General features: G+C 68.8%; 19 protein-coding genes. 7 read left to right on the top strand and 12 right to left on the bottom strand.

Translation table 11 applies throughout. The annotated features are described in order from the left end of the window. Positions 1–48 precede the first annotated feature (48 nt). Complete coding sequence (locus tag F8178_RS19210; RefSeq protein ID WP_317496249.1) at positions 49–3,015, bottom strand: UPF0182 family protein; 2,967 nt, start codon at positions 3,013–3,015, stop codon at positions 49–51. 213 nt (positions 3,016–3,228) lie between these two features. Here F8178_RS19210 and F8178_RS19215 point away from each other — a divergent pair, with 213 nt between their 5' ends. Continuing rightward, positions 3,229–3,885 (top strand): PPA1309 family protein, encoded by a 657-nt coding sequence (locus F8178_RS19215; protein WP_317496250.1) that lies wholly within the window; start codon positions 3,229–3,231, stop codon positions 3,883–3,885. 13 nt (positions 3,886–3,898) lie between these two features. On the opposite strand, the gene F8178_RS19220 is transcribed toward F8178_RS19215, so the two are convergent. Further along, positions 3,899–5,074: a PDZ domain-containing protein gene (locus tag F8178_RS19220; RefSeq protein ID WP_317496251.1), complete on the bottom strand. Its 1,176-nt coding sequence runs from the start codon at positions 5,072–5,074 to the stop codon at positions 3,899–3,901. Positions 5,075–5,231: 157 nt separating this feature from the next. Between F8178_RS19220 and F8178_RS19225 the strand changes: the two genes are divergently transcribed. Beyond that, positions 5,232–6,671 carry a zinc-dependent metalloprotease gene (locus tag F8178_RS19225; RefSeq protein ID WP_317496252.1) on the top strand — a complete coding sequence of 480 codons (1,440 nt, stop codon included), beginning with the start codon at positions 5,232–5,234 and terminating at the stop codon, positions 6,669–6,671. 115 nt (positions 6,672–6,786) lie between these two features. Here F8178_RS19225 and F8178_RS20490 read toward each other — a convergent pair whose 3' ends face one another. Both F8178_RS20490 and F8178_RS19230 read right to left on the bottom strand, forming a co-directional pair. Beyond that, positions 6,787–7,047 (bottom strand): DUF2283 domain-containing protein, encoded by a 261-nt coding sequence (locus F8178_RS20490; protein WP_396345827.1) that lies wholly within the window; start codon positions 7,045–7,047, stop codon positions 6,787–6,789. Between the two features lie 1,259 nt (positions 7,048–8,306). Next, positions 8,307–8,837 (bottom strand): M48 family metallopeptidase, encoded by a 531-nt coding sequence (locus F8178_RS19230; RefSeq protein WP_317496265.1) that lies wholly within the window; start codon positions 8,835–8,837, stop codon positions 8,307–8,309. A 266-nt stretch (positions 8,838–9,103) separates the two neighbouring features. Between F8178_RS19230 and F8178_RS19235 the strand changes: the two genes are divergently transcribed. The 3 genes from F8178_RS19235 (at position 9,104) to F8178_RS19245 (ending at position 12,640) form a co-directional block, all read left to right on the top strand. Then, entirely contained in the window at positions 9,104–10,162 is a 1,059-nt protein-coding gene (locus tag F8178_RS19235; protein ID WP_317496253.1) for a hypothetical protein, read from the top strand. Positions 10,163–10,271: 109 nt separating this feature from the next. Next, positions 10,272–11,591: an AarF/ABC1/UbiB kinase family protein gene (locus F8178_RS19240; RefSeq protein ID WP_317496266.1), complete on the top strand. Its 1,320-nt coding sequence runs from the start codon at positions 10,272–10,274 to the stop codon at positions 11,589–11,591. Positions 11,592–11,719: 128 nt separating this feature from the next. After that, positions 11,720–12,640 (top strand): hypothetical protein, encoded by a 921-nt coding sequence (locus F8178_RS19245; RefSeq protein WP_317496254.1) that lies wholly within the window; start codon positions 11,720–11,722, stop codon positions 12,638–12,640. Positions 12,641–12,718: 78 nt separating this feature from the next. Here F8178_RS19245 and F8178_RS19250 read toward each other — a convergent pair whose 3' ends face one another. The 4 genes from F8178_RS19250 to F8178_RS19265 all read right to left on the bottom strand — a co-directional run bounded on the left by F8178_RS19250 (position 12,719) and on the right by F8178_RS19265 (position 16,057). Further along, complete coding sequence (locus F8178_RS19250; RefSeq protein ID WP_317496255.1) at positions 12,719–12,913, bottom strand: hypothetical protein; 195 nt, start codon at positions 12,911–12,913, stop codon at positions 12,719–12,721. A gap of 79 nt (positions 12,914–12,992) precedes the next feature. Beyond that, positions 12,993–13,313 (bottom strand): WhiB family transcriptional regulator, encoded by a 321-nt coding sequence (locus F8178_RS19255; protein ID WP_317496256.1) that lies wholly within the window; start codon positions 13,311–13,313, stop codon positions 12,993–12,995. Positions 13,314–13,537: 224 nt separating this feature from the next. Then, positions 13,538–13,771, bottom strand: a complete 234-nt coding sequence (locus F8178_RS19260) for a hypothetical protein (RefSeq protein ID WP_317496257.1) — start codon at positions 13,769–13,771, stop codon at positions 13,538–13,540. Positions 13,772–13,960: 189 nt separating this feature from the next. After that, a complete protein-coding gene (locus F8178_RS19265; RefSeq protein WP_317496267.1) occupies positions 13,961–16,057 on the bottom strand; it encodes an ATP-dependent DNA helicase UvrD2 in 2,097 nt (698 codons plus the stop codon). Positions 16,058–16,295: 238 nt separating this feature from the next. On the opposite strand from F8178_RS19265, the gene F8178_RS19270 reads away from it, so the two are divergent. Beyond that, positions 16,296–17,027 (top strand): DUF4191 domain-containing protein, encoded by a 732-nt coding sequence (locus F8178_RS19270; protein ID WP_317496258.1) that lies wholly within the window; start codon positions 16,296–16,298, stop codon positions 17,025–17,027. Here F8178_RS19270 and F8178_RS19275 read toward each other — a convergent pair whose 3' ends face one another. Next, complete coding sequence (locus tag F8178_RS19275; protein ID WP_317496259.1) at positions 17,028–17,528, bottom strand: RDD family protein; 501 nt, start codon at positions 17,526–17,528, stop codon at positions 17,028–17,030. A 282-nt stretch (positions 17,529–17,810) separates the two neighbouring features. Here F8178_RS19275 and glnA point away from each other — a divergent pair, with 282 nt between their 5' ends. Further along, positions 17,811–19,235: a type I glutamate--ammonia ligase gene (gene glnA / locus F8178_RS19280; RefSeq protein ID WP_317496260.1), complete on the top strand. Its 1,425-nt coding sequence runs from the start codon at positions 17,811–17,813 to the stop codon at positions 19,233–19,235. A gap of 85 nt (positions 19,236–19,320) precedes the next feature. On the opposite strand, the gene F8178_RS19285 is transcribed toward glnA, so the two are convergent. The 3 genes from F8178_RS19285 to F8178_RS19295 form a co-directional block, all read right to left on the bottom strand. Continuing rightward, positions 19,321–19,737: an acyl-CoA thioesterase gene (locus tag F8178_RS19285; RefSeq protein ID WP_317496261.1), complete on the bottom strand. Its 417-nt coding sequence runs from the start codon at positions 19,735–19,737 to the stop codon at positions 19,321–19,323. 82 nt (positions 19,738–19,819) lie between these two features. Continuing rightward, positions 19,820–22,819, bottom strand: a complete 3,000-nt coding sequence (locus F8178_RS19290; protein WP_317496262.1) for a bifunctional [glutamine synthetase] adenylyltransferase/[glutamine synthetase]-adenylyl-L-tyrosine phosphorylase — start codon at positions 22,817–22,819, stop codon at positions 19,820–19,822. A 42-nt stretch (positions 22,820–22,861) separates the two neighbouring features. Beyond that, positions 22,862–23,719, bottom strand: coding sequence for a GNAT family N-acetyltransferase (locus tag F8178_RS19295; protein ID WP_317496263.1), 858 nt, complete (start codon positions 23,717–23,719; stop codon positions 22,862–22,864). Between the last annotated feature and the right edge of the window lie 189 nt (positions 23,720–23,908).

Raw genomic sequence — 23,908 nt, forward strand, 5'->3', positions numbered from 1 at the left:
ACAGCGCCCAACACGGAGTGCCGAAGCCCTGGACATGGCTACCCGCGGTCAGCCGCCGGGCTGCACGTCGTCGTCACCGGCCTCGGCGTTGTTCTTCGCCTCCTCGTAGCGCTGGGCCGCCTCGTCGAGCTCGGTGAGCGCGTCACCCTGCTCGGCGAAGTCGCCGTTGCTCTGCGCCTCCTGGTACCGGGCCCATGCAGCCTGCATGTCCGCGGCCGCCTGCTCCATCTCGGCGGTCATCCCTTCGACCTGCGCGGGGGCCTCGTCCACCTCGTCGGCGTCCTCGGCGGGCTCCTCGTCCTCGTCGCGCACATCGGGCAGGTCGACATCGGCGTCGCCCTCGACGGGGGTGGTCACCACATCGGTGATGCCCTCACCGAAGACCTGCTCCATCGCGCCTTCCAAGGTCGGGTGGAAGCCCACCCGGTCACCGAAGGCGACCAGCACGCGCGCCAGCTGCGGGAAGGCGTGCTCCCTGGTCTGCTCGATGTAGACCGGCTCGACGTAGAGGAACCCACCGGCCACCGGCAGCGTGAGCTGGTTGCCGTAGATCACGTCGATGTTCGGGTTGTCGAACAGCGTGCGGTCCTGAGCGACGTCCGGATCACTCTCGAACCGGTTCTGCACCTGGATCGGGCCCTCGGTCTGCTGCGTCTCGTCCGTGGACGGCAGCCGCAGGACGTGCATCTCACCGTAGGTCTCCGGATCCGAGGACACCGACATCCATGCGGACAGGTACTGCCTGCGCAGTGGCGTCAACGGGCTGGTGAGCTGGAACGTCGGTTCCTCGAAGCCCGGCGTCTCCGCCATGATGTAGTACGGCGGCTGCTCGGGCTCGTCCTCGACCGTCGGGTCCGGCGGCACGTCCCAGAACTCGTTGGTGGTGTAGAACTCCCGCGGGCTCTCGACGTGGTACCGCGTCAGCAGCTCCCGCTGCACCTTGAACATGTCCGAGGGGTAGCGGAAGTGCTCCCGCAGCTCGTCCGAGATCGCCTCCTCCGGCTCCACCAGGTCGGGGAAGACGTTCTTCCACGCTTCCAACACCGGGTCGTCCGGGTCCTTGGTGTACAGCGTCACCGTGCCGTCATAGGCGTCCACGGTGGCCTTCACGGAGTTGCGAATGTAGTTGATCGTGTTCTGATCCGGCCGCTCGAGCCCGGTGATGGGGTCCTCGATGACCTCACCCAGCGGCTGCTGCTGCGAATACGGGTAGTTGTCCAGCGTGGTGTAGCCGTCCACGATCCACTTGATCTCCCCGTCGATCACGGCGGGGTACGGGTCACCGTCCACCGTCAGCCACGGGGCGATGTCCCGCACACGGTCGGTGGGGTCGCGCTTGTACAGGATCTTCGACCCGTCGCCGATCTGGCCGGTGAACAGGAAGTTCCGCTCGCCGTAATGGGCGGAGAAGATGGCCCGGTGGAAGAGGTTGTCCACCGGCACCCCGCCTTCGCCGGTGTAGACGTAGTCTTGCTCCTGATTGGTGCTGCGCTCACCGGGACCGGACTCGCCGACAATCGCGTAGTCGTGGTCCAACTCGCCGTAGTAGATCCGTGCCTGGTCGACCTCGATGCCGTGAGCGCCTGCCGGGGTCTCGGTGTCGCTGGTTCCCAGCACCGGGAAACCACCGTCGCTACCGTCATCGCCGCCAAGCGCGCGATCGATGCGGTTGGCCGGGGCGGCCACGAAGCCGTTGCCGTGGGTGTAGACCATGTGCCGGTTGATCCAGCTCCCCTGCGCCGGGGTCAGTCCCTCCGGGTCGATCTGCTTCAAGGCCACGATGAAGTCCTGCTTCTCCCCGTCGATCTCGTACCGGTCGATATCCAAGATCTCGGGGAAGCCGTAGTAGTTCTCCCGGCCAGCGAGCTGAGTGAAGGTTCGTTCCAGCACGGCCGGATCCAGCAACCGGATGTTCGGGATCGTGCCGATCTCCTCGGCGACCTCGTCAGCGGAGGCCTCCGTTCTGCCGGTGTAATCGTGGAACTCGACATCCTGGAGATCGTAGGCATGTCGCGTGGCGGTCATGTTCCGCTCGATCGATTCGGCCTCGCGCTCGATCTGGTTCGGCTGCACCGCGAACCGCTCCAGCAGCGCGGGCCACGCCGCACCCACCACCACGCTCGACAGCAGCAGCAACACCAGCGCGATCGCGGGCAGCTGAAGATTGCGCATCACCGCGCCCGCGAACAACGCCAGCGCGCAGAAGACGGCGATGCTGGTGAGGATCAGCTTGGCTGGCAACACCGCGTGCAGGTCGGTGTAGGTGGCGCCCATGAAGATGTCGTTACGATTCGACAGCAGCATGTCGTAGCGGTCGAGGAAGTAGTCGACCGCCTTGATCAGGACGAAGATGCCCGCCGTGATCGCCAGCTGCACTTTGGCGGCGCTGCTGAAGTAGCCGAGCCTGCCCATGCCGGTGCCGAATCGGATACCGCCGAAGACGTAGTGCACGACCGCGGCCGCGATGAACGCGAGGGCGCTGGCCACCAGCCCCAGGTTCACCAGCCAGTTGTAGAACGGCAGGCTGAACGCGAAGAAGCCGACGTCCAAGCCGAACTCGGGATCGGTCTCGCCGAACTCGGTGCCACCGAAGAACAGCCGCACCATCGCCCAGTCCGCCTGTGCCGTGGCGCCCGCAATGATGCCGATGAAGGCGGGGATACCGATCCCGAACCACTTCGCCCTGCCGATGATCGTCGTGCGGTACTTCGCGAGGGGATCATCCTCGGAGGAGACCGGGACGAACACCGGCCGGGTCCGATAGGCGAGGTAGAGACTCAGCGCGACGATCCCGCCGACGACGGCGCCGACGGAGAAGAACAGGCCGATCCTGGTCAGCAGGATCGTACTGAACACCGATCGCGCATCGACCTCGCCGAACCACAACCAATCGATATAGGTGTCGATCAGCCTCGTCCCGGCCAGCAACGCCAGCACGGCGATACCGCCGAGGACGAGAAGGACCCGGCTGCGCTTGCTCAGCTGGGGGACGTTCACAGGGGGCCTGGTGGCCACGGCACACGCTCCTGAGATCTGGGTTGTTCTGGCGGGCTACGCACGAGCGAGCTCCTCGTATAGCTCCGGCACGCTACTGCACGGAGCTACACGGCTGCACCTGCGTCCCTCATCACTCTCACTGCCTCTATCTGTTCAACTTTACGGATTATCCGCTGAGTTCCCCAACGGGGTGCCTCCCCAGTGGCGGACGTGCTGGGGCAGCATGGGGACATGGCAGAGTCCCAACCCGAATCCGAGCCTCACTCGCAGGTCCGGCCCCAGACGCATGTGAATACCAGCGTATCGAGTGCCGCACGCGAGGTCGAGGAGTTCCTGGCCGCAGGCGGGTGGGATCAGCCGGTACAGCTCTTCGCCCTTGTCGCCACCGACGAGCTGCTGGCCAAGCAGCCGGACCTGCGCGAGCAGCTGGATCCGCGGAACCCGCTGACCCCGGTGGCGCAGGACCAGCTCCCCGAGTCCGACCTCGCCGAGGCCCTGGCTGGCATCGTGTGGCCGGATACGGTGCACGGCTGTGCGCTGGCCCAGGAGATCATCGTGCTGCCTCCGGAGGCCGAGCAGGACCTGCCCGACAGCGGCGAGGACGCCGATGGCAGTGAGGCCGGTGCCACCCCCGACGCCGAGCGGCTGCGCCGGGCCGCCGCCGACCATCCCCACCGCACGGAGGCACGGCTGGTGGCCGCCGTGACCCGCGACGGTGCCAGGGCGTGCGTCATGCGGTTACGCGCGCAGCAGAGGTCCGGCGATCGGCCCGGTGATCAGCACAGCGCGGATGAGGAACCGCTCGACCTGCCCGTCGACGAGGTGATCGAGCACCCCGATCTGGCGCCGAACCTGCTCGACGCCCTCGAAGCGACCCTGTACCCGTAGCGGGCCGGGCGTCTCACTCGCAGGTCGGCACGTCCCCGCCGGCGGTGTAGGCCTCGAGCGCGTCGATCGTTTCCTCCAGAGTGCCCACACTGATCAGCGTCATATCGCCCGCGTCGGCCGCCACGGCTTCGGGGCAGTTCTGTTCCGGGACCAGGAACGCATCCACGCCCGCATCCCGCGCGGCGTCGACCTTGAAGCCGATACCACCGATAGGCCCGACCTCCCCGGTCACCGCGATCTCCCCGGAGCCTGCGACGTGCTCGCCGTCGAGCAGGTCCTCCTCGGTCATCCGGTCCACGATCGCGACCGCGAACATGATCCCGGCCGAGGGCCCGCCCACGTCGGCGAGCTCGATGTCGATGGTGAAGTCCACCTCGGCGCGTTCGGTGAGCGTGACTCCCATGAAGCCCTGCTCCCTGTCCTCGCGCGCGCCGAGCTCCAGCGTGTCGCTGTGCTCCTGTCCGTCCTCGTCGCGGTAGTCCAGCTCGACCACCTCCCCCGGTCCGCGGTCGGCCAGCACGTCGTGCACCTCGTGGATGGAGTCGAGCTCGGTGCCGTCCACTGCGAGTAGCTCCGCGCCCGGCGGGACGATGTCCTCGGCGGGTTCATCGGGCAGGACCTCCTGCACGTACACACCCGTCGGGTAGCCGAGCAGCCGCAGGGCCGCCACCTCGGCCGAGTCCTGCGAGTGCTCGAACTGGGCGATGTTCTCCTCCTGGATCTCCTCCTCTGTCAGCCCCGGGCGGAAATACTGTTCGCGGGGAGCCAACGCGAACTGCCCGCTCACCCACCGGGCGAGCGCGTTGAACATGGTGACGTCATCGGCCACCGACACCGTGGTCAGGCTGGCCGAACCGGTGGTGTCGTACACCAGGTCCTCGACGATCTCGCCATCGTCGTCGCGCACGCTGATGACGGGTTCGTCGTCGATCTCGCCAAGCGTGTCGTATATCGGGCCGGGTCCCAGCGCGACGTACGGCACGCTCACCGTGGCACCAACCGCGCCGAACACCGCGACGAGCAGGGCGCTGCACACCAGCGTCCATCCCCTCCTGCTCAGCCGCCGTGCCGGGCGCCCTTCCCCACCCGAGGAGGTCGCCGCGGCGGGTGCCGCGAACGGATGCTCGGAGGTGTCATCGTGCTGCGCCCGCTGCCGCGCCTGCTCGTTGCCTTCCTGCGCGTCGCTCACACCGCACAGCGTACGGCCACCCCCGACCGCGCAGGCGACCTGGCCGCCTGCCATGGCGACCGGCACCGGCCAGTGTTCGCTCTCGGGTGAGGCACCGGGCGCCGACACCGGCCGGTGGCAGGCACAGCACACGGCCCGAACCGCGTACCGTGGGGGCATGAGCAACCTCCCGTTCGGCTTCGGTCCGCCGGACCCAGACAGGCGCGACGAGAACGACCAGTCGGGCGAGTCCGGTCAGCAGTCCGGTTCCGACCCGTTCAGCCAGCTCGGTCAGATGCTGAGCCAGCTCGGTCAGATGCTGAGTCAGGCGGGACAGAGCAGCGGGCCGGTGAACTACGACCTCGCCAAGCAGATCGCGCTGCAGCGGTTGGCGAACGAGAACACCGGCAGCCGGATCGGATTCAGCTCGTCCGACAAGGGCGGCGACGCGAAGAGCGCGGTGCACGACTCGGCGCACCTGGCCGAGCTCTGGCTGGACGCGGCAACCACGCTGCCCGCGGGGGCGGTGAGCACGCAGGTTTGGTCGGCGAAGGACTGGGTGGAGCAGACCCTTCCAACCTGGCAACGGCTGTGCGACCCGGTGGCCAGGCAGGTCTCCGCCGCCTGGACCGGCGCGCTGCCCGAGGAGGCCAAGCAGGCGGCGGGGCCGTTGCTGTCGATGGTCAACCAGATGGGTGGGATGGCGTTCGGCTCGCAGCTCGGCAACGCGCTCGCGCAGCTCGGCTCGGACGTACTGACCTCGACCGAGATCGGGCTTCCGCTCGGCCCAGAGGCGACCTCGGCGCTGCTGCCTGCCAACATCGAGAAGTTCACCGAGGGGCTGGAGCGTCCAAGCAGCGAGGTGCTGGTGTTCCTCGCCGCCAGGGAAGCCGCGCACCAGCGGCTGTTCGCCCACGCCCCGTGGTTGCGCCAGCGCCTGCTTGACACCGTGGAGGAGTTCGCCCACGGCATCACGGTCGACACGGCGGCCATCGAGCAACTGGCCACCCAGATCGACCCGTCGAACCCGGCCAGCATCGAGGAGGCGATGTCTTCCGGGCTGCTGGAGCCGCAAACCTCGCCCGAGCAGCAGGCAGCGCTGACCCGGCTGGAGACACTGCTGGCGCTGGTCGAGGGCTGGGTGGACGTCGTCGTCGCGGACGCCATCGGGGATCGCCTGCCAGGTGCCGAGGCGCTGCGCGAGACGCTGCGCAGGCGCCGCGCCAGCGGCGGCCCTGCCGAGCAGACCTTCGCCACGCTAGTCGGGCTCGAACTCCGGCCGCGGAAGCTGCGGGCCGCGGCGGCGCTGTGGCAGATGGTCGGCGACCGGCACGGCATGGCGGCCAGGGACGGGCTGTGGGCGCACCCCGACCTGATGCCGACCACCGACGACATCGACGCGCCCAAGGAGTTCGCCGAGCGACTCGGCCAGCAGGAGCACGCCGACATGGACCCCATGGCCGAACTGCTGCGTACCGAACAGGCCGAGCAGGCGGCCCACGACGAGCACGTCGGCCAGGGTGACGAGCAGAGCAACGACAGCACCGGGGACAGCAACACCGAGCACGGGGGCGAGAACGACGACGACAGCGGCACCGGCGGAGGCTCTGCGCGTTAACCCCCTGTCGGTGACACCTTCTTCATGCGCGGCGCGCTCCGCGAATCGCCTCACAATCTATTGGCTCGCGCCGCGCACATACTCTCGGAATCGCGACGATCAGTGGCAACCGATATCAGGAGCTTTCGCCGGGCGGCTCCGCGGGAAGGTAACGGATACGATCACGTAGGGCATCCGGCACTTGCTTCCTCGCGTCCAGTAGTTCCACCCCGAGAAGCTGCCCGTCGGGCCCGAAGTCGAGGAGCGCTATCACGTCACCCTGTTTCGACCGGACCGGAATAGAATCGCTAGCTATCCTGCCACTCCGCTCGGAAAATCCGATATACGCGGCATTCGCTTCATTATCGACTTCAACAACGGGCCACTTCGAATTCATCCGATGCTCCGTTAGACCATGGACTGCGTGCAGAAGACCCGGCAGGCATCACTGACTATATGCGTCCTTGGATACATGCCATCTGTGAACAATTATACCCTATCTTTCCGCTTGGCCGAAACGAGATTCCGTCGTGCTGCCGAGTGGAATCCTGCGGACGGGATCAGGAGCCACGCACGGCGCTCGTACCCCGAATCCGCCTACAGTTTTGACAGCACACTCCAATCCCGGTTCCTACCCAGGAAAGTCAATTTACGACACGGGAACAGATCATAACGCAATCCTCCCGCACGTGGCGGGCCGCACTCGGTGCGGCCCGCCACCGCACAATCCGATGAACCGCACTTGCTTGCTCGCCCCTACGGCGGCCAATCGCCGCCCAACCTCGGTCGAATCGCGAACATCTGTGCGACCTATCCAATATACTGGACCAATGGGTGCGCGCCTGACATCGACCCCCGTGCCGACGAAGCAATCATACCTAATAGACAGTGACAACGTATGCATTCTGATTCATTACGACCGTGATATCCCAACCGTCGTAACGCCAGTTTCCGTTGTCCTGCAGCACAGCACTGCGGCACTCCATATTTACCGTACTTCGTACTTCAGATTCACTGATCCCCCTTTCAGTCATCCTTAGTCGAGCGTGGGTCGTGAAGCCAGACACATGACACGGTGCCGAGGAATGTGTTTCAGAGTGCCGACTGTCGCTGACCTGCTGCGCACCGATGTTACTGTGCGACATACTCGCCGTTGCAACGATACTGTGAGTTGCACTCGTGGCTGTGTCAGCGGCAATCGTGGACTGAACACCCCCTAGCATAAGCATCGCCGCAGCGAAAAACACGGCTAGAATTTTGATCATGCGCTGAATCATGCAAATCTCCCCACAACTATTCCCCAGTAGTCACCACGCGCTCCGGTGCACTGCTGGCGACGGCACAGATACGCTTGCTTATGCTACGCAAACCACCTGAGGTCCAGTCAAGCACGTGAATCGATACAGCCGGCATGGCTAACCGAATTGGTGATTCGACGAGCGTAGGTATATAGAGCGTAGGTATATAGCATAGGCCCAGCGTCACCCTCGGGATTCGACCGGTTTTCGACCGGTTGTGGGCGCACAACGGTATCATCAGTGGTCGATCGACAGCTGAATCAGCGGACGTTCGACGACCACCCGACGAGTAGACGTTCGGGGCTCAAGGTAACGGGTTGGCGCCCTGAGCACGGTCGGCCACGCAGCGCACTCTCGCTCACTCTTGCGCGTGCCCGTCCACGCCGGCAATCCCCAGGCCCGCCGCGTCGGATAAGCCCTCCAGGTAGCCGATGGCGCGATCGGTGTGCGGGTAGCTCCGGCACAACTCCCAGAACCGCGCGTCGTGTCCGGCCACACGCAGGTGGGTCAGCTCGTGGACCAGGACGTAGTCGAGCACCCAAGCAGGGACGTTCCGCAGCCGCTCGCTGACTCGGATGGTGCGCTGCGCAGGGGTGCACGAGGCCCAGCGCGTGCGCATCGGCGGCACCCAACGCACCGAGGCGGGCTCGCGGTCGGACCCCAGATAACGACGGTTCAGCTCGTGACACCGGGCCAGCAACGCCGCGTCGGACTCGCGGGCGGGTGAGACCTTCTTGCGCGCCGTGCGCAGCAGCTTCCGTTCCATCTCGGCCACCCAGCGCCGCTCCTCGGCCCGGCTCATCCTGGCGGGCAGCTGCACGACCAGCGTCCCGCCGTCGAGGTAGGCCGAGACCGTGCGCCGCCTGCGCTTGCTCCGCCGCACCTCCACGGCGTCGACCCGCGGGCCGTGATCACCCGCGCCGCCTGGGCGACCGGTGCTGCCGGTGCTGCCGGTGTCGTCGGTGTCGTCGGTGAATGCGTCAGCCACGCACTCAACAGTACGATCCACCGCCGACATCGGGTGACACCTCGCCGCGATCCTTCGCGATTCCTGACCACCCTTCGCCCGCACATCCGCTCCCGGTCAGCCCCGGCTGTGGACAACTCGGATCGCGGTTAGTCGGCCGTTAGCGGGCGGGCTCACCGTAGCCCGGTATGACACACGGCACACACCAGGCTCGTCCCGGCGGCGAGGCCGCCATAGCCGAGCTACCCGAACGGCCACGGTTGCTCCCCGGCATCGGGGTGTACCGGCGGGGTGAGGCCGAACTCCAGATCGGCCTGGACAGTAGGCACGCGGTCGTGCTGGGCAACCTGTCACCGTCGCTGGTGGCTGTGCTCCGGTCACTGGACGGCACGCGCAGGCTCCCCTCGCTGTTGTCGGGACTGTCGCCCGCCGAATGCGACCACCTGCGCGGCCTGCTCGCCCAGCTGGCCTCCCGCGGGCTGGTCACCGACGCGACCACCACCCGCCACGGCGAGGCGGGCGGCACCGGTAGCGGACTGTGGGCGTTGCGCGGGATCGGCCCGGCAGCCCGCCTGGCACAACGCTGCGCCCACAGTCACGTCCGGCTCCACGGCCACGGTGGGCTGCTCGCCGCCGTGACCTGCGGGCTGGCAGAAGCGGGAATCGGCAGGCTCGAGATCTCCGCACCCGGAGCCGTGGCACGTCATGACGCCGGGTGCGGTTACCGGGTCGGCGATGTCGGCAAGCCACGCGCCGAGGTCGTCGCCGGGATCGCTCGCGAGGTCAACCCCTCGGTGCGCGCCACAACGGCGCAGGCGAGCACACCCTGCGACCTGGCGGTGATCACTGACATGGTGGTGCCACCCCCGGAACTGGCGCACCGGCTGCTCGGCGAGCGCATACCCCACCTCCCGGTCCGGCTCAGAGAGGGAACCGGCATCATCGGGCCGCTGGTGTTGCCGGGCAGGACCAGCTGCCTGCACTGCGCCGACCTGCATCGCGCCGATCGTGACGGGTGGTGGCCCTCGGTGGCCGCGCAGCTGGCCGGGCGGCCACAGGCAGCGGGCGTCGCCGGGATCCACGCCACCGCAGGGCTGGCTGTGACGCAGATCATCCGGGCCGCGCACGCGCTCGACGGGCCGTGCCCCACCTGGAACACCACGCTCGAGCTGGACATCTTCGACGGGCGAGTGCTCAGCAGGCCATGGCCACCTCATCCCCGGTGTGGCTGCGGGGCCGGACGCTGACTCGAACGGGTGGGACTTTCCCGATCAACAAGGCAGAATCGAAGGCGTGACCGAGCCCGACAAGCGCACCGGCGCGTCCGGAGAACACGACGGCGAGCTCGACGCGGATCTGCCGCACCGCGCCGCCGCGCGTACCGCGAAGCTGGCGAGCCTCCCACTGGGCATCGCAGGTCGCGCCGTCGGGAGCTGGGGGCGGCGCCTTGCCGGGCAGCATTCCGAGGAACGCGACGCCGAGCTGTCCGCGAAGGCCGCGGAGCAGCTGTTCGAGGTGCTCGGCACCCTCAAAGGCGGAGCGATGAAGTTCGGGCAGGTCCTCAGCGTCTTCGAGGCGGCCATTCCCGACGCCTACGCCGCCCCGTACCGCGAGGCACTGACCAAGCTGCAGCAAGAGGCTCCGCCGATGCCTACCCGGCAGACACGCCGGGTACTCGCCGAGCAGCTCGGCACAGCGTGGACCGAGCGGTTCGCCGACTTCAGCGACGACCCGGTGGCCTCGGCCAGCATCGGTCAGGTGCACCGGGCAGTGTGGCACGACGGCCGCGACGTCGCGGTGAAGGTGCAGTATCCGGGCGCGGACGAGGCACTGCGCAGCGACCTGCGGCAGCTGATGCGTTTCCAGCGGCTCATCCAGGCGCTCGTGCCGGGAACCGAGGTCAAGCCGCTGCTGACCGAGCTGGCCGACCGGATGGACGAGGAGCTCGACTACCGCATCGAGGCCGATCACCAGCGCGCCTTCGCCGCCGCGTTCGACGGCGATCCGCAGTTCTCCGTCCCCCGGGTGGTGGCCAGCTCCCCCAAGGTCATGGTCACCGAGTGGGCCTCCGGCACCCCGCTGTCCACCGTCATCGCGGACGGAAGCACGGCGCGGCGCAACGAGGCAGGCAGGTTGCTTACCGAGTTCCTGTACTCGTCACCGGCGCGAGCCGGGCGGATGCATTCGGACCCGCATCCCGGCAACTTCAAGCTCGATGCCGACGGCAGGCTCGGCGTCATCGACTTCGGCGCGGCGCTGCGGCTGCCGCACGGGATCCCGAGCGGGCTGGGCGAGATCGCCCGGCTCGCGCTGGAATCCCGGCCAGAGGAGCTGATGACGGCGCTACGCGAGCACCGTTTCGTCCGGCCGCAGGCTCCTGTGGAAGCCGAGGATGTGCTGGCCTACCTCGCACCGTTCATCGAACCGCTAGCCACGCCGACGTTCCGGTTCACCCGCCGGTGGATGCAGAAGCAGGCCACACGGGTCGGGGACGCGCGCGGCTCGGACTTCCGCACCGCGCGCTCGCTGAACCTGCCAGCCGAGTACCTGATGATCCACCGCACGGCCGCGGGCAACACGGCCATCCTGTGCCAGCTAGAGGCCGAGTTCGCCATCCGCGCCATCGCCGAGCGCTGGATACCGGGGTTCGCGCGCGGGGGCGGCATGGACCACTGAGCGGCTCAGAGCCGCACGGCCGCGGGCAACACGGGCGGCTGTCCACAACCAGAAAGCGTGCGACGGGGTTGTCCCCAGATCACCCGCGGGTTGCCTGTGCGGCGTCGCACCCAGCGCATCATCGGCCCATGCCTTCCTCGCCGAATGACCGGCCGCCCGCACCCGACGGGGTGGCCACGCACGCCGCGCTGCGCGCGTGCGGAGTACCGAAGAGCACCATCGCCTACCGGTGCCGCCCCACGGGTCCGTGGCGGCGCCTGCTGCCCGGCGTGGTGCTGCTGGACACCGCGGCACCGACCCGGCGGCAACGGCTCAGGGCCACGATCGCCCGTGCCGGGGCACCTGCCGTGATCACCGGTGCCGACGCGCTGCTCGCCCACGGTCTCGGCCTACCGGTTCCCGCGCTCGCGCGCGTGCTGCTCCCCCATCACCGGCGGCTGGTCATCGGCGAGCTCGCCGTCGCGGAGCGCACCACCCGGCTACCGGAACCGATGGTCATCGATGGGCTACCCTTCGCGCCACCCGTGCGCGCCACGGCCGATCTCGCCCGCAACACCGCTGAGGAGGACGAGCTGCACCGGCTGCTCGCCCGCGTGATGCGGGCCGGACTGTGCGATCCCGACCGGCTGCGGGAGGAGCTGGACGCCGGAAACCAGCGTGGCTCGGCCGCGGTACGCACCGCGCTGGAGGCTCTCACTGCGACCGAGGACGCCACCGGGCGTGGCCCCGCGCGGGCGATCCTGCGTCGCTGGTCGATCGCGCCCCCGGAATGGGACGTGGTGGTCCACGACGCGATGGGCCGCACCGTCGGTCACGTGGACGCGTGGTGGGACGCGCTCGGTGTCGGCTGGCGGCTGGACACCGGCCCGTCCGGCGCGCTCGCCGCGGCCGCCGCCGGAGTCACGATCATCCGTACCCCGGTGGCTGAGGTGCGGGCCGCCACCCGTGACAGCCGCCGCGCGGCCGCCGTGGCCGGTGAGCTCAGCTCGGCACTGGCGGCCGCGGCACGCAGGCGACGACCCTCGGTCCGGGTCTCACGCCCGCTGTGAAGCCCTGGGGAAGCCCTGGGGAAGCCCTGGGGAAGCCCTGGGGAAGCCCTGGGGCATCCCCAAGGGCGCGGGCCCCGGTCAGGGGGTGCGTGCCGGTTCGGCGCGTGCCGCCTCCGCCCGATCGGCGGCCCAGCGTGCGACGCCATCCCAGAAACGCGCCGCGCGCAGGCGCCTGCGCGTCACCGCGTACCGGCGCGCCGTCTCCAGCCGGCTCACCTCCTCCTGTGTCTCCAGCCAGCGCGCTCGCGCGGCCTGTTCAGTCATCTGATTCATGTGCTGCTCCCTAATGGTTCGCTACCTCGCTCGGGCCGTTCACCCCTGTGGCCCTGGAGGGTCGTCAACGCTGTGCCGGTCACGCGGCGTTGCTCGCCCGCTCGCTCGCGGCGTGCTTGCGCGGGCGGCCGCGACCTCGCTTGCGCGGGACCACCGTGCCGCCCTCGAAGATCTCTCCGCCCCAGACGCCCCAGGGCTCCTGCCGCTCGATCGCGCCCGCCAGGCAGGCCTGGCGCACAGGGCAGTCCGTGCACAGCTGCTTGGCACGTTCCAGAGCGGACGGTGACTCGGCGAACCACAAGTCCGGATCCCCCGTACGGCACGGCAAGGTGCACTCGTTTGCCAGTTCCTCGGGTAGCGCGAACGCCCCGCCTGGGACGAATGCGGGTGCCGATGGCATGGCTACTGTCTCCTTCGGTCGTGTCAGGAAGTTCGTCGTGCTGTGTCGTCGTTCACCGGTCGGGTTGTTCCACCGTTCTCACCGGCCGGTGTCGGCTGCCGCCCCCGAGCGGCACCGCCATCCAGCTGGTGAACAACCCCCGGCCCCCACCTCCCCAGACAGCAAAAAGGCCGCGGATCCGGTGAGGTTCCGCGGCCTGTGAGCCAACTTCCTGACGGTTGCTGTCAGGGACATCGCTCTTCGATGAGCAGCGGAACATCGACCACGCCGGTGTCGCCTGGGATGCGACGCTTGGCCGCCTCGCCGAGACCGGCCTCCGGCGCACCCCGCATGCCGATCCGGTCACGGCGCTCGGCGAGAACCGCCGTGGTGCCCACACCGGAGAGGTCGATACCGCGGCGGCACGCGTTCGCTCGCGAGAGGTCGAGGATCTCTACACCGATCATCGGCTTCATCACGATCCACCTCCTCGCAGTACGCTGTGCCACCGGTTCCGCCCACCGCCCGGGTTCGCCCGGTCGCAGAGCAGATTCTCGTACGGGTGTTCAACCCGTCCCTTGCAGGTTAGCGGCGCACCGGGTGGACCGGCAACCGAATTTTCGAATTCGTTCGGGTGGCCGTGCCACAAACCGGGCGTGATGCCGTCCTCACGTGCGGAAGACCCGCTCGCTCTCGCCTCTGACCAGCGCGAGCACGTCCGCACCGAACCGTTCCAGCTTCGTCGCACCGATCCCCGGGATGGCCACCAGCTCGCTGTCGTCGCCCGGCCGCCGCTCGGCGATCGCGGCGAGCGTGGCATCGGTGAACACGACGTAAGCGGGAACGCTCAGTTCACGCGCCCGTTCCGTACGCCACTCCCTCAATCTCGACAGCAGTGCTTCGTCTATATCGGACGGACACTGTGCACAGCGCCCCGCAGCTGCCTCCTGCGGATCGGACACCGGTCCGGAGCAGATCCGGCATCGCTCACTCCGTTTGCCACGCTGCTTACGCGACGGGGAGCCGGCAGGAGCTCGGGCCTGATCCGGCACGAGCCCGCGAAGGAACCGGCTGCACCGCCTGCTGCGACGCCCACCCGGCGTCCGGGACAGCGCCCACGACAGCCAGAGGTGCTCGCGGGCGCGGGTGACGCCCACGTAGAGCAGCCTACGCTCCTCCTCGATCGCGGCTTCGGAACCGTCCGCGTGCTGGATCGGCATCGTGCCCTCGGCCAGCCCTACGAGGAACACCGCGTCCCATTCCAGCCCCTTGGCCGAGTGCAGCGACGCGAGCGTGACGCCCTCGACGGTCGGCGGGTGCTGCGCCGAGGCGCGCTGCTCCAGCTCCGCGACGAACGCCCCCAGCGTGGGTGTGCTGCTCACCGTCGCGAACTCCCCAGCGAGGTCGACCAGCGAGACCAGCGCGTCCCACCGTTCCCGCGCCGTACCGCCCTGCGGCGGCTGCTCGCTCAGCCCGACCGGCTCGAGCGCACCGCTGACCAGCTCACGCAATCCGGTCTCCCCACCGGTGTCGTCGCCGGTTCCCTCCCCCGCGCGGGCCGCGGCCTCGCGCAGCGCGGCCATCGCCGCCCGCACTTCGCGCCTGGCGAAGAATCGCTCCCCGCCTCGCACCAGGTACGGCACGTCCACCTCGGTCAATGCCTGCTCGTAGTCCTCCGACTGGGCATTGACGCGGTACAGCACTGCGATCTCACTCGCCGGGACCCCGCCGTCGATCAGCTCGCGGATCCGCTTGGCGACCGCCGTCGCCTCCGCGGTCTCGTCGTCGAACTCGCCGAATCGCGGAGCGGGCCCGGCCGGGCGCTGCCCGACCAACCGCAGGCGCGCCGTTGCCTGGCGGGAACCCGCACCGTCGATCACCGAGTTGGCCAGCGAGACGACCTGGGGAGTCGAGCGGTAATCGCGTTCCAGCCGCACCACGGTCGCCTGGGGATACTTTCGAGGGAAGTCCAGCAACCCCTGCGGGGAGGCGCCGCCGAAGGAGTAGATCGTCTGGTTGGCGTCGCCGACGACCGTCAGATCGTCCCTGCCGCCCAGCCAGGCCTCCAGCAACCGCTGCTGCAGCGGTGTCACGTCCTGGTACTCGTCGACCACGAAGCAGCGGTATCGATCGCGGAACTCCTCGGCCACCGCCCGGTGCTCCTCGATCGCCGCCGTGGTGTGCAGCAGGAGGTCGTCGAAATCCAGCAGTCGCCTGCTGCTCTTGAGCTGCTCGTAGGCCGAGTAGACCGCCGAGACGCGGTCCGGCGGGACGGGAGGGTCACGGCGGTACCGCGTCACGGCAGCGGGGTAGTCGCCCGCGCCGATCAGCGAGGCCTTCGACCACTCGATCTCGGTGGCCACGTCCCGCAGCACATCGGCGTCGGTGGAGATACCGACGCGGTTGGCGACCTGCGCGAGCAGCCGCATCTTGCCGTCCAGCAACTCCCACGGTTCGTCGCCGACCACGCGCGGCCAGAAATACCGGAGCTGGCGCAACGCCGCGGCGTGGAAGGTGCGGGCCTGCGCCCCCTCCACTCCCAGGTGTCGCAGCCGGTTGCGCATCTCACCCGCCGCGCGGGCGGTGAACGTCACCGCCAACACCTGGCCTGCCGCGACGTGCCCCTCACGCACCAGGTAGGCGATGCGGTGAGTGATCGTCCGGGTCTTACCGGTGCCCGCGCCCGCCAGAACGCAGACCGGGCCGCGTGGCGCGGTCACCGCGGCGCGCTGCTCGGGGTCGAGCCCGTCCAGCGGTCCCCCCATACCGGATTCGGCGCTCACTGGGCCACGTCACCCCGCCCTCCTGTGCCGTGCTGCCGTGCCGTGCTCGCGGATCATCCTCGCACCCTAGCCCGACAAGGCCACGAGCTCCGGCCACGGTACCCACCGCCGCACCGGCCGGTCCGGTGCCGCTGCCGGGCAGGCGCAGGCCCGGCACGGTTTCCGCGTGGAGACCGGCCCGAGGGACCGCATCAGGCGCGGTCACCGTATCCTGGACGATATGGCTGCCGGTCAGGACAAGGACGCGAAGAAGCAGGCTAAGCAGGCCAGGAAGCAGGCGCGCAAGCAGAAGCGCAGCCAGATCTTCCAGGCCTTCAAGATGCAGCGCAAGGAGGATAAGGCGCTCATCCCCTGGATGCTGGGGGTGTTCCTGGTCCTCGGGGGCACGATCTACGGCCTCGGCCACCTGACCGGCATCCCGTGGCTGATGCTGCCGCTCGGCATCGTCACCGGCGCGATGGGCGCCATGATCGTATTCGGTCGCCGGGTGCAGCGCACCGTGTACTCCAAGGCGGAGGGGCAGCCGGGCGCGGCGGCCTGGGCGCTGGACAACCTGCGCGGCAAGTGGCGGGTCACTCACACCGTGGCGGCCACCACCCAGCTGGACGCCGTACACCGGGTACTGGGCGGACCCGGCGTGATCCTCGTCGCCGAGGGCGCGCCGCACCGCGTGAAGGGCCTGCTGTCGCAGGAGAAGAAGCGTGTTGCCCGGCTGGTCGGCGAGGTGCCGATCTACGAGTTCGTCGTCGGCAACGACGAGGACCAGGTGCCGCTGCGTAAGCTCCAGCGCCGGATGATGAAGCTGCCGCGTAACCTCCGTGGTAAGGAGGTCGACGCGCTCGAGGCGAAGCTGGCCGCCCTCGGCACCAGCCGGGGTGCCGCCGCTCCCAAGGGGCCGCAGCCGAACACCGCCAAGATGCGGAACGTGCAGCGCACCATCCGTCGGAAGTGATCAGCGCATCGTGATCACGACCGTCCCCGTGGCCCTGTCGTGCAGGCCACGGCCGTCGACGTTGCGGATCACCACGGGGATCAGCAGGAAGGTCATCGCCCAGCGCACCACCGCGCGCCACAGCCCGATGGTGCCTGCGCCGTCGAGCCTGCCGACCCGGATTCCCGCCACCGCCATCCCGGGGGTGTAACCGAACATCGCCGCGGCCGGGACGGTGATCGCGAACCAGGCGATCACCGCGGCGATCTGGTACTGGTAGCCACCACCGGAAGCTCCCTCGGTGACGGTCATCTCGTACACCGGCGGGGGGACGAACAGCGACGCGATCAACCCCGCTGCCAACCAGTCCAGCAGCAAGCCGACCGCGCGTTTACCGCCACCGGCCGCCGCACCCACACCGTCGGCGGGCAACCCCAGCCGCTCACCCGGCCACCGCGGCTCGTCCCCCGAGCCGTACCCGGCACCGAGACCGGACAACCACGTTCCCGTCCACCTCGCCATCACCCCAGGATAGGCCGACTTCCGGCGCACCTCCGGGCCGGGCATCACCCGCGAGACGTCGCCCACGTGCCGGCAGGCACGGAGCGACATAGCATGGAAACGCCCGGCGCAACACCCTTCCCCACATCGTTAACACCAGCGAAACATACGGGTGACGGTGAGGCAACACCGCCCGCCTAGCGTGAGCGATCAGATGGGCCCGAGCGGGGCTACCGCCTGCGCCCCGCCGGCGCCGCCGCCGGTCCACGCAAGCTAGGCACGACACTTAAGGAGCGACCCAGCGTGTTCAAGTCTCCAGAAGAGGTACTGCGCTTCATCTCGGAAGAGGATGTGCAGTTCATCGACGTACGGTTCTGCGACCTGCCTGGCATCATGCAGCACTTCACCGTGCCAGCCTCCGCCTTCGATGCCGACACCTTCAACGACGGGCTGGCCTTCGACGGGTCGTCGGTGCGCGGGTTCCAGGAGATTCACGAGTCGGACATGCTGCTGCTGCCCGACCCCTACACGGCCCGCATCGACCCGTTCCGGGCGGAGAAGACGCTCATGATGAACTTCTTCGTGAGCGACCCGTTCACCCGTGAGCCCTACAGTCGTGACCCGCGCAACATCGCGCGCAAGGCCGAGGAGTACCTCCGCGAGTCCGGCATCGCCGACCTCGCGTTCTTCGGCCCCGAGGCCGAGTTCTACGTCTTCGACTCGATCCGCTTCTCCCACACCGAGAACGCGTCCTTCCACGAGATCGACTCGGTCGAGGGCTGGTGGAACACCGGCCGCATCGAGGAGGGCGGCAACCTGGGCTACAAGACCCGCTTCAAGGGCGGGTACTTCCCGGTCCCGCCGGTGGACCACTACGCCGACCTGCGTGACAAGATCAGCCGGAACCTGGAGAACGCCGGGCTCACCGTCGAGCGTGCCCACCACGAGGTCGGCACCGCGGGCCAGGCCGAGATCAACTACAAGTTCAACACCCTGCTGCACGCCGGTGACGACCTACAGCTGTTCAAGTACATCGTGAAGAACACCGCGTGGCAGGAGGGCAAGTCGGCCACGTTCATGCCGAAGCCGCTGTACGGCGACAACGGCTCCGGGATGCACTGCCACCAGTCGCTGTGGAAGGACGGCTCCCCGCTGTTCTACGACGAGTCCGGCTACGCGGGCCTGTCCGACACCGCCCGGCACTACATCGGCGGCATCCTCACCCACGCGCCGAGCCTGCTGGCGTTCACCAACCCGACGATCAACTCCTACCGTCGCCTGGTTCCCGGCTTCGAGGCCCCGGTGAGCCTGGTGTACTCGCAGCGCAACCGCTCGGCCTGCGTGCGGATCCCGATCACGGGTGACAACCCGAAGTCGAAGCGCATCGAGTTCCGCTGCCCCGACTCCTCCGGGAACCCCTACCTGGCGTTCGCGGCCATGATGATGGCCGGGCTCGACGGGGTCCGCAACAAGATCGAGCCGCCGGAGCCGGTCGACAAGGACCTCTACGAGCTGCCGCCCGAGGAACAGGCCAACGTCGCGCAGGTGCCGGGCGATCTCGAGAGCGTGCTCAACAGCCTGGAGCGGGACCACGAGTTCCTGCTCGACGGCGACGTGTTCACCCCGGACGTGATCGAGGCCTGGATCGCGTTCAAGCGGGAGCACGAGCTCGACCCCATGCGGCTGCGCCCGCACCCGTACGAGTTCTCGCTCTACTACGACTGCTGAGACCCCGGCACAGCACCGAGCCGAAGGGCCCCTCCGGTACCGAATATGTACCGGAGGGGCCCTTCGGCTCGCCACCCTAGGCTCGCTACGGCACCGCGAGTCCCGCCCGTTCCAGCTCGCCGCGCGGGTCGGGGACGAGCTTCCGCCGGCTCAGGTCCATCACCCCGAGGGTGCAGGTGATCTCCGCGGACAGCGTGCCGTCAAGCTTGTGAATCTCGCTGTCCATCCGGAAGGTCTTGCCGTCGCCGAAGGAGACATCGCAGCTGACGTCCACCTCATCGCCCGCGCGGAGTTCGCGCCGGAACCGGATGGTGGATTCCAGCAGGACGGGGGCCAGCTTCGCCTGGCGCAGCCCGTTGCCGCCCCCGCCGACGTGCTCGAACCACTCTAACCGCGCCACCTCGCCGTAGAGGTGGTACACGGAGTGGTTGAGATGGCCGAGCGTGTCCAGCTCGTAGTGCCGGACCTTGATCCTGGTACTGAAGCGTTCGCTATCGGTCACCGGTCCACTGTAAGGACGCGATCATGTGCCGCGGCATTTCGGTAGCGCCGCCCCGTCACCCGGCACGCCGCCCAGCGGGCCGTCAGCCCTCGTAGAACACCCGCTCGACCACCGAGCGGGTATGCCGCAGGACCCGCCGGTACTGGTCGACGAACTCACCGGGGTCGTCAGCGACGGAGTAGCCGAGCACCGCGGCCACGGCCGCGAGCTCCTTGCCCGAGGTCGGTACCGCGTCGACCGGCTTGCCACGCACCAGCGTGGCCGCGTTACGTACCCGGGTGGCCGTGCACCATCCCTCGGTGAGGGTGGCCGCGTCGGCCGCGTCCAGCAGTCCGGCTCCGGCGAGCGCCTCGATGCCATCCAGCGTCGACGTGGTGCGCAACCCCGCGTGCTCATGCGCGTGACACAGCTGCAGCAGCTGCACGGTCCACTCGATGTCGCCGAGCCCACCCGGGCCCAGCTTGGTGTTCGCCCAGGACTCGCCGGACCGGGGCAACCGCTCGGTGTCCACACGTGCCTTGATACGGCGGATCTCACGCGCCTGCGCCGCGGTCAGTCCGGGCTCCGGGTAGCGGATCGGCTCGATCATCTCGACGAACCGCCTGCCCAACTCGGCGTCCCCGGCCACCGGCCGGGCGCGGAGCAAGGCCTGCCACTCCCACACCTCACCCCACCGCTCGTAGTAGGCGCGGTACGAGTCGAGGGTACGCACCAGCGGCCCGTTGCGCCCCTCCGGACGCAGATCGGCATCGACCTTCAGCGGGGGGTCCTGGCTCGCGGCACCGAGCAACCGGCTCACCGTGCTGGCGATGCCGGTGGCGAACCGGACCGCTTCGGCGTCACTCACCCCGTCGAACGGTTCGCAGACGAACAGCACGTCGGCATCCGAGCCGTACCCCAGCTCGCCCCCGCCGAGTCGCCCCATGCCGATGACAGCGATTCGCGCGATCGGCTCCCCGGTCCCGCGCTGCGCGGCTGCCAGCGTCGCCTCAAGCACGGCAGCCCACACGCTCGACAACGCCTCACACGCCTGGCGCACCCCCATCGCACCCAGTACGTCGGCGCTGGCCACCCGCAGCATCTCGTGCCTACGCAGCGCCCGCGCAGAGGCGATGGCCTGTTGCAGCGACCGGTGCCGCGCCACGGCCTTGCGCAGCGCGCCAGCCACCTCGGCGGGATCCCTGGCAGCCAGCTCGGCGGTGTTGCCGAGCTGCTGCAGTACCTCAGGGGCCCTGACCAGCAGGGACGGGATGAACTTCGAGGTACCCAGCAGCATGGCCAGGTTCTCCACGACCGCGCTCTCATCCCGCAGCACCCGGAGGTACCAGTGCGTCTCGGCCAGCGCCTCGGACACCTTGCGGTAGGCCAGCAGGCCACCGTCCGGGTCGGGCGTGGCCGCCAGCAGGTCGAGCAGCACCGGCAGCAACGTCTGCTGGATCGCGGCGCGTCGCGACACCCCCGAGGTGAGTGCTTTGATGTGGTTCAGCGCCCCTTCCGGGGCCGTGTAGCCCAGCGCGGCGAGCCTGCTCTTGGCCTGCTCGGTGGTCAGCTGTAGCTCCTCAGCAGGCACCTTGGCCACCGCCTCGAGCAGCGGGCGATAGAAGAGCTTCTCGTGCAACCTCCGCACCGCTTTGATCTTGCTGCGGAACTCCGCCTGCAGCACCTCGCTAGCGGTGCGGCCCCTCCTCGGTACCGCGCCGCACGCCCGCGCCAACCAGCGCAGCTCACCGGTCGCCGAGGGCTCGGGGAAGAGGTGTGTCCGGCGCAGCCTGCGCAGCTGCAACCGGTGCTCGATCATGCGGAGGAAAGCGTAGGAGGACTCCAGCTCGGCCACATCGGACCGTGCAACGTACCCGCCTCTGCCCAACGCGGCAAGGGCTTCCATTGTGGATGCCGATCGGAGTTCGGTATCCACTCTGCCGTGTACGAGTTGCAGCAACTGCACCGCGAACTCGACGTCACGCAGGCCGCCCCTGCCCAGCTTGATCTCGCGGTCGGCGACATCGCTCGGCACGTGCTCCTCGACACGCATGCGCATCCGCCTGACGTCGGTCACGAAGTTCTCCCGCTCCGCGGCCGTCCACACCATCGGCGCGACGAGCTCGGCGTATCGATCCCCGAGCTCGGCATCCCCGGCAACGGGTCGGGCCTTGAGCAACGCCTGGAACTCCCAGGTCCGCGCCCACCTGCGGTAGTAGGTGGCGTGGCTGTCCAGCGTGCGCACCAGCGCACCGGCCTTGCCCTCCGGCCGCAGTGCCGCGTCGACCTGGAAACACGCCGCCCCGACGAGACGCATCATCTCGCTTGCGACCCGTCCTGCCAACACGAGGTCGCCTTCTGCGACGAACACGACATCGACATCGCTGACGTAGTTGAGCTCCCGACCCCCGCACTTGCCCATCGCGATCACCGCGAGTGCGACCTCGCCGGGCCGGTCGGTAGCGTTGCCGCCCCCGCCGTCAGTGGTTTCGTTGGCCTGCTCGTTCCATGCCAATTCCAGGCCCGCGCGCAGCGCCGCCTCGGCCAGCGCGGTCAACCGGGCGGTGATCTCGGCGTAGCTCGGCTGCTCCAGCTCGTGCTCCACCAGGTAGCCGAGATCGCTTGCCGCGATCTCCAGCAGCACGCCGCGGTAGGCGGCCCGCAGCGCCCGTATGGCGTCCTTGCCGTGCAGCAAGCCCTCACCGCCGCGGACCGAGTCCAGCAGCTCGGCGGTGTAGTCCGTCACCGACGCCTCACGTGTCTCGACCAGCCTTGTCCATTCCTCGGGCGCGCCGACCAGGACGTCGGTGAGCACCGTCGAGCCGCCAAGCACCGCGAGCAGCCTGCCACGGAAACCCGGGTTCTGGTGCAGCGCCTCACTGATCTCCTGCCAGTCGTGCTCGCCAGCCTCCTGTAGCCGCAGCAGCCCGATGAGTGACTGATCAGGGTCGGCGGTCCGGGACAGCGCGGCCAGCACCGGCTCACTGCCCGGGGCTGGGCCCTGCGGCGTCCACAACCCCACCGTGGCCAGCCGCTCTTCCGCACGGTCATCGGTCAGGCCGAACCGCACCGGGCTCTGGCCGAGTCGTTCGCGCGGGATCACCCCAGCCAGCCTAGTAGGACACGCGACCCGGCGCCGTCGCGGTCAGCTGCCTTCCGTGGTCGCGGTAAGCCTGTACTCCGCCGCTTCGTGCACCGGTACGAAACCGATGCGGCGGTAGATCTCGTTCGACACAGGGTTGGCGAGATCGGTGAACAGCAGCACATGCTCGGCCCCCTGATCGAGGGACCAGCGAGCCATGCCGGCGGTGACCGCTGAGCCGTACCCGTGACCCCGGTATTCGGGCGGGGTGTAAACGCCACCGATACGCGACATCGCGCAGACCGGCATGGTCGCCATGGCGCAGGAGCGCGGCGCGCCGTCCACGCGCCAGATGCCGTGAGCGTGGCCCGCGGCGATCGACCGGCGCGCGGCCTCGCGATGGTCGGTCACCGATGACGGCGGGAGCGCCTCGACTGCCAACGCCGCCCGGTACCGTGCGAGGACGTCGACGTCACCGTCGTCCGCGAAAGTCAGCTCGCCTGGCACCGAGGGCTCACGCAGGGTCGTCAGTCGGTGCAGGCGCAGGCTCATCGCCTCCGTGGCCTCGCCTGCACCGGACTCCCTCCAGGCTGCCACGAACGCCGCTACGGCTTCGCGTGGCCCGGACACCGCCTCAGGTGCGGCACCGTGCTCGCGCAACGCCCGCGCCAGTGTCCCGGCGCAGGCCTCGGGAACCGCGCTGACGGCGAGCGGGGCGGGTGGGGTCTGCAACGCTGCACCGATCACCCGGTCGCCTTCGGCGATTGACACGAGCAACGGAGCCTCGCCCGCCGCGCCGTGACCCCGCAGCATGGTGTGCAGCACCGGAAGCGCGATGCAGTGCCGTACCGGGTCAGCTTCGAAGAGCGCGCCAGCGCGTTCGGCGAACTCGGCCGGGTCGTCGTGCAGCCTGTAGTCCACAACGCACAGGCTGACCGACCGCGCCGTGTACGGTCCACCGAATTTCGACCGGCGAACCCAGCACACAAAGAACCGAGTCCCCGGGCGGTGTGCTCGGGGACTCGGTTGGTGGTTTGTGGGGGCCGGCGGTGTCCTACTCTCCCGCACGCCTGTCGGGTGCAGTACCATCGGCGCTGGCAGGCTTAGCTT

This window comes from Haloechinothrix sp. LS1_15 (assembly GCF_033042135.1).
Classification (GTDB): domain Bacteria; phylum Actinomycetota; class Actinomycetes; order Mycobacteriales; family Pseudonocardiaceae; genus Haloechinothrix.

Bases quoted from the DNA above. Each gene is read 5' to 3' on its own strand.
- F8178_RS19255 (WP_317496256.1), bottom strand. From the start codon at position 13,313: ATGCCATCGGCACCCGCATTCGTCCCAGGCGGGGCGTTCGCGCTACCC.
- F8178_RS19235 (WP_317496253.1), top strand. From the start codon at position 9,104: ATGACACACGGCACACACCAGGCTCGTCCCGGCGGCGAGGCCGCCATA.
- F8178_RS19275 (WP_317496259.1), bottom strand. From the start codon at position 17,528: ATGGCGAGGTGGACGGGAACGTGGTTGTCCGGTCTCGGTGCCGGGTAC.
- F8178_RS19270 (WP_317496258.1), top strand. From the start codon at position 16,296: ATGGCTGCCGGTCAGGACAAGGACGCGAAGAAGCAGGCTAAGCAGGCC.
- F8178_RS19215 (WP_317496250.1), top strand. From the start codon at position 3,229: ATGGCAGAGTCCCAACCCGAATCCGAGCCTCACTCGCAGGTCCGGCCC.
- F8178_RS19225 (WP_317496252.1), top strand. From the start codon at position 5,232: ATGAGCAACCTCCCGTTCGGCTTCGGTCCGCCGGACCCAGACAGGCGC.
- F8178_RS19265 (WP_317496267.1), bottom strand. From the start codon at position 16,057: ATGGGGGGACCGCTGGACGGGCTCGACCCCGAGCAGCGCGCCGCGGTG.
- F8178_RS20490 (WP_396345827.1), bottom strand. From the start codon at position 7,047: ATGAATTCGAAGTGGCCCGTTGTTGAAGTCGATAATGAAGCGAATGCC.
- F8178_RS19245 (WP_317496254.1), top strand. From the start codon at position 11,720: ATGCCTTCCTCGCCGAATGACCGGCCGCCCGCACCCGACGGGGTGGCC.
- F8178_RS19250 (WP_317496255.1), bottom strand. From the start codon at position 12,913: ATGAATCAGATGACTGAACAGGCCGCGCGAGCGCGCTGGCTGGAGACA.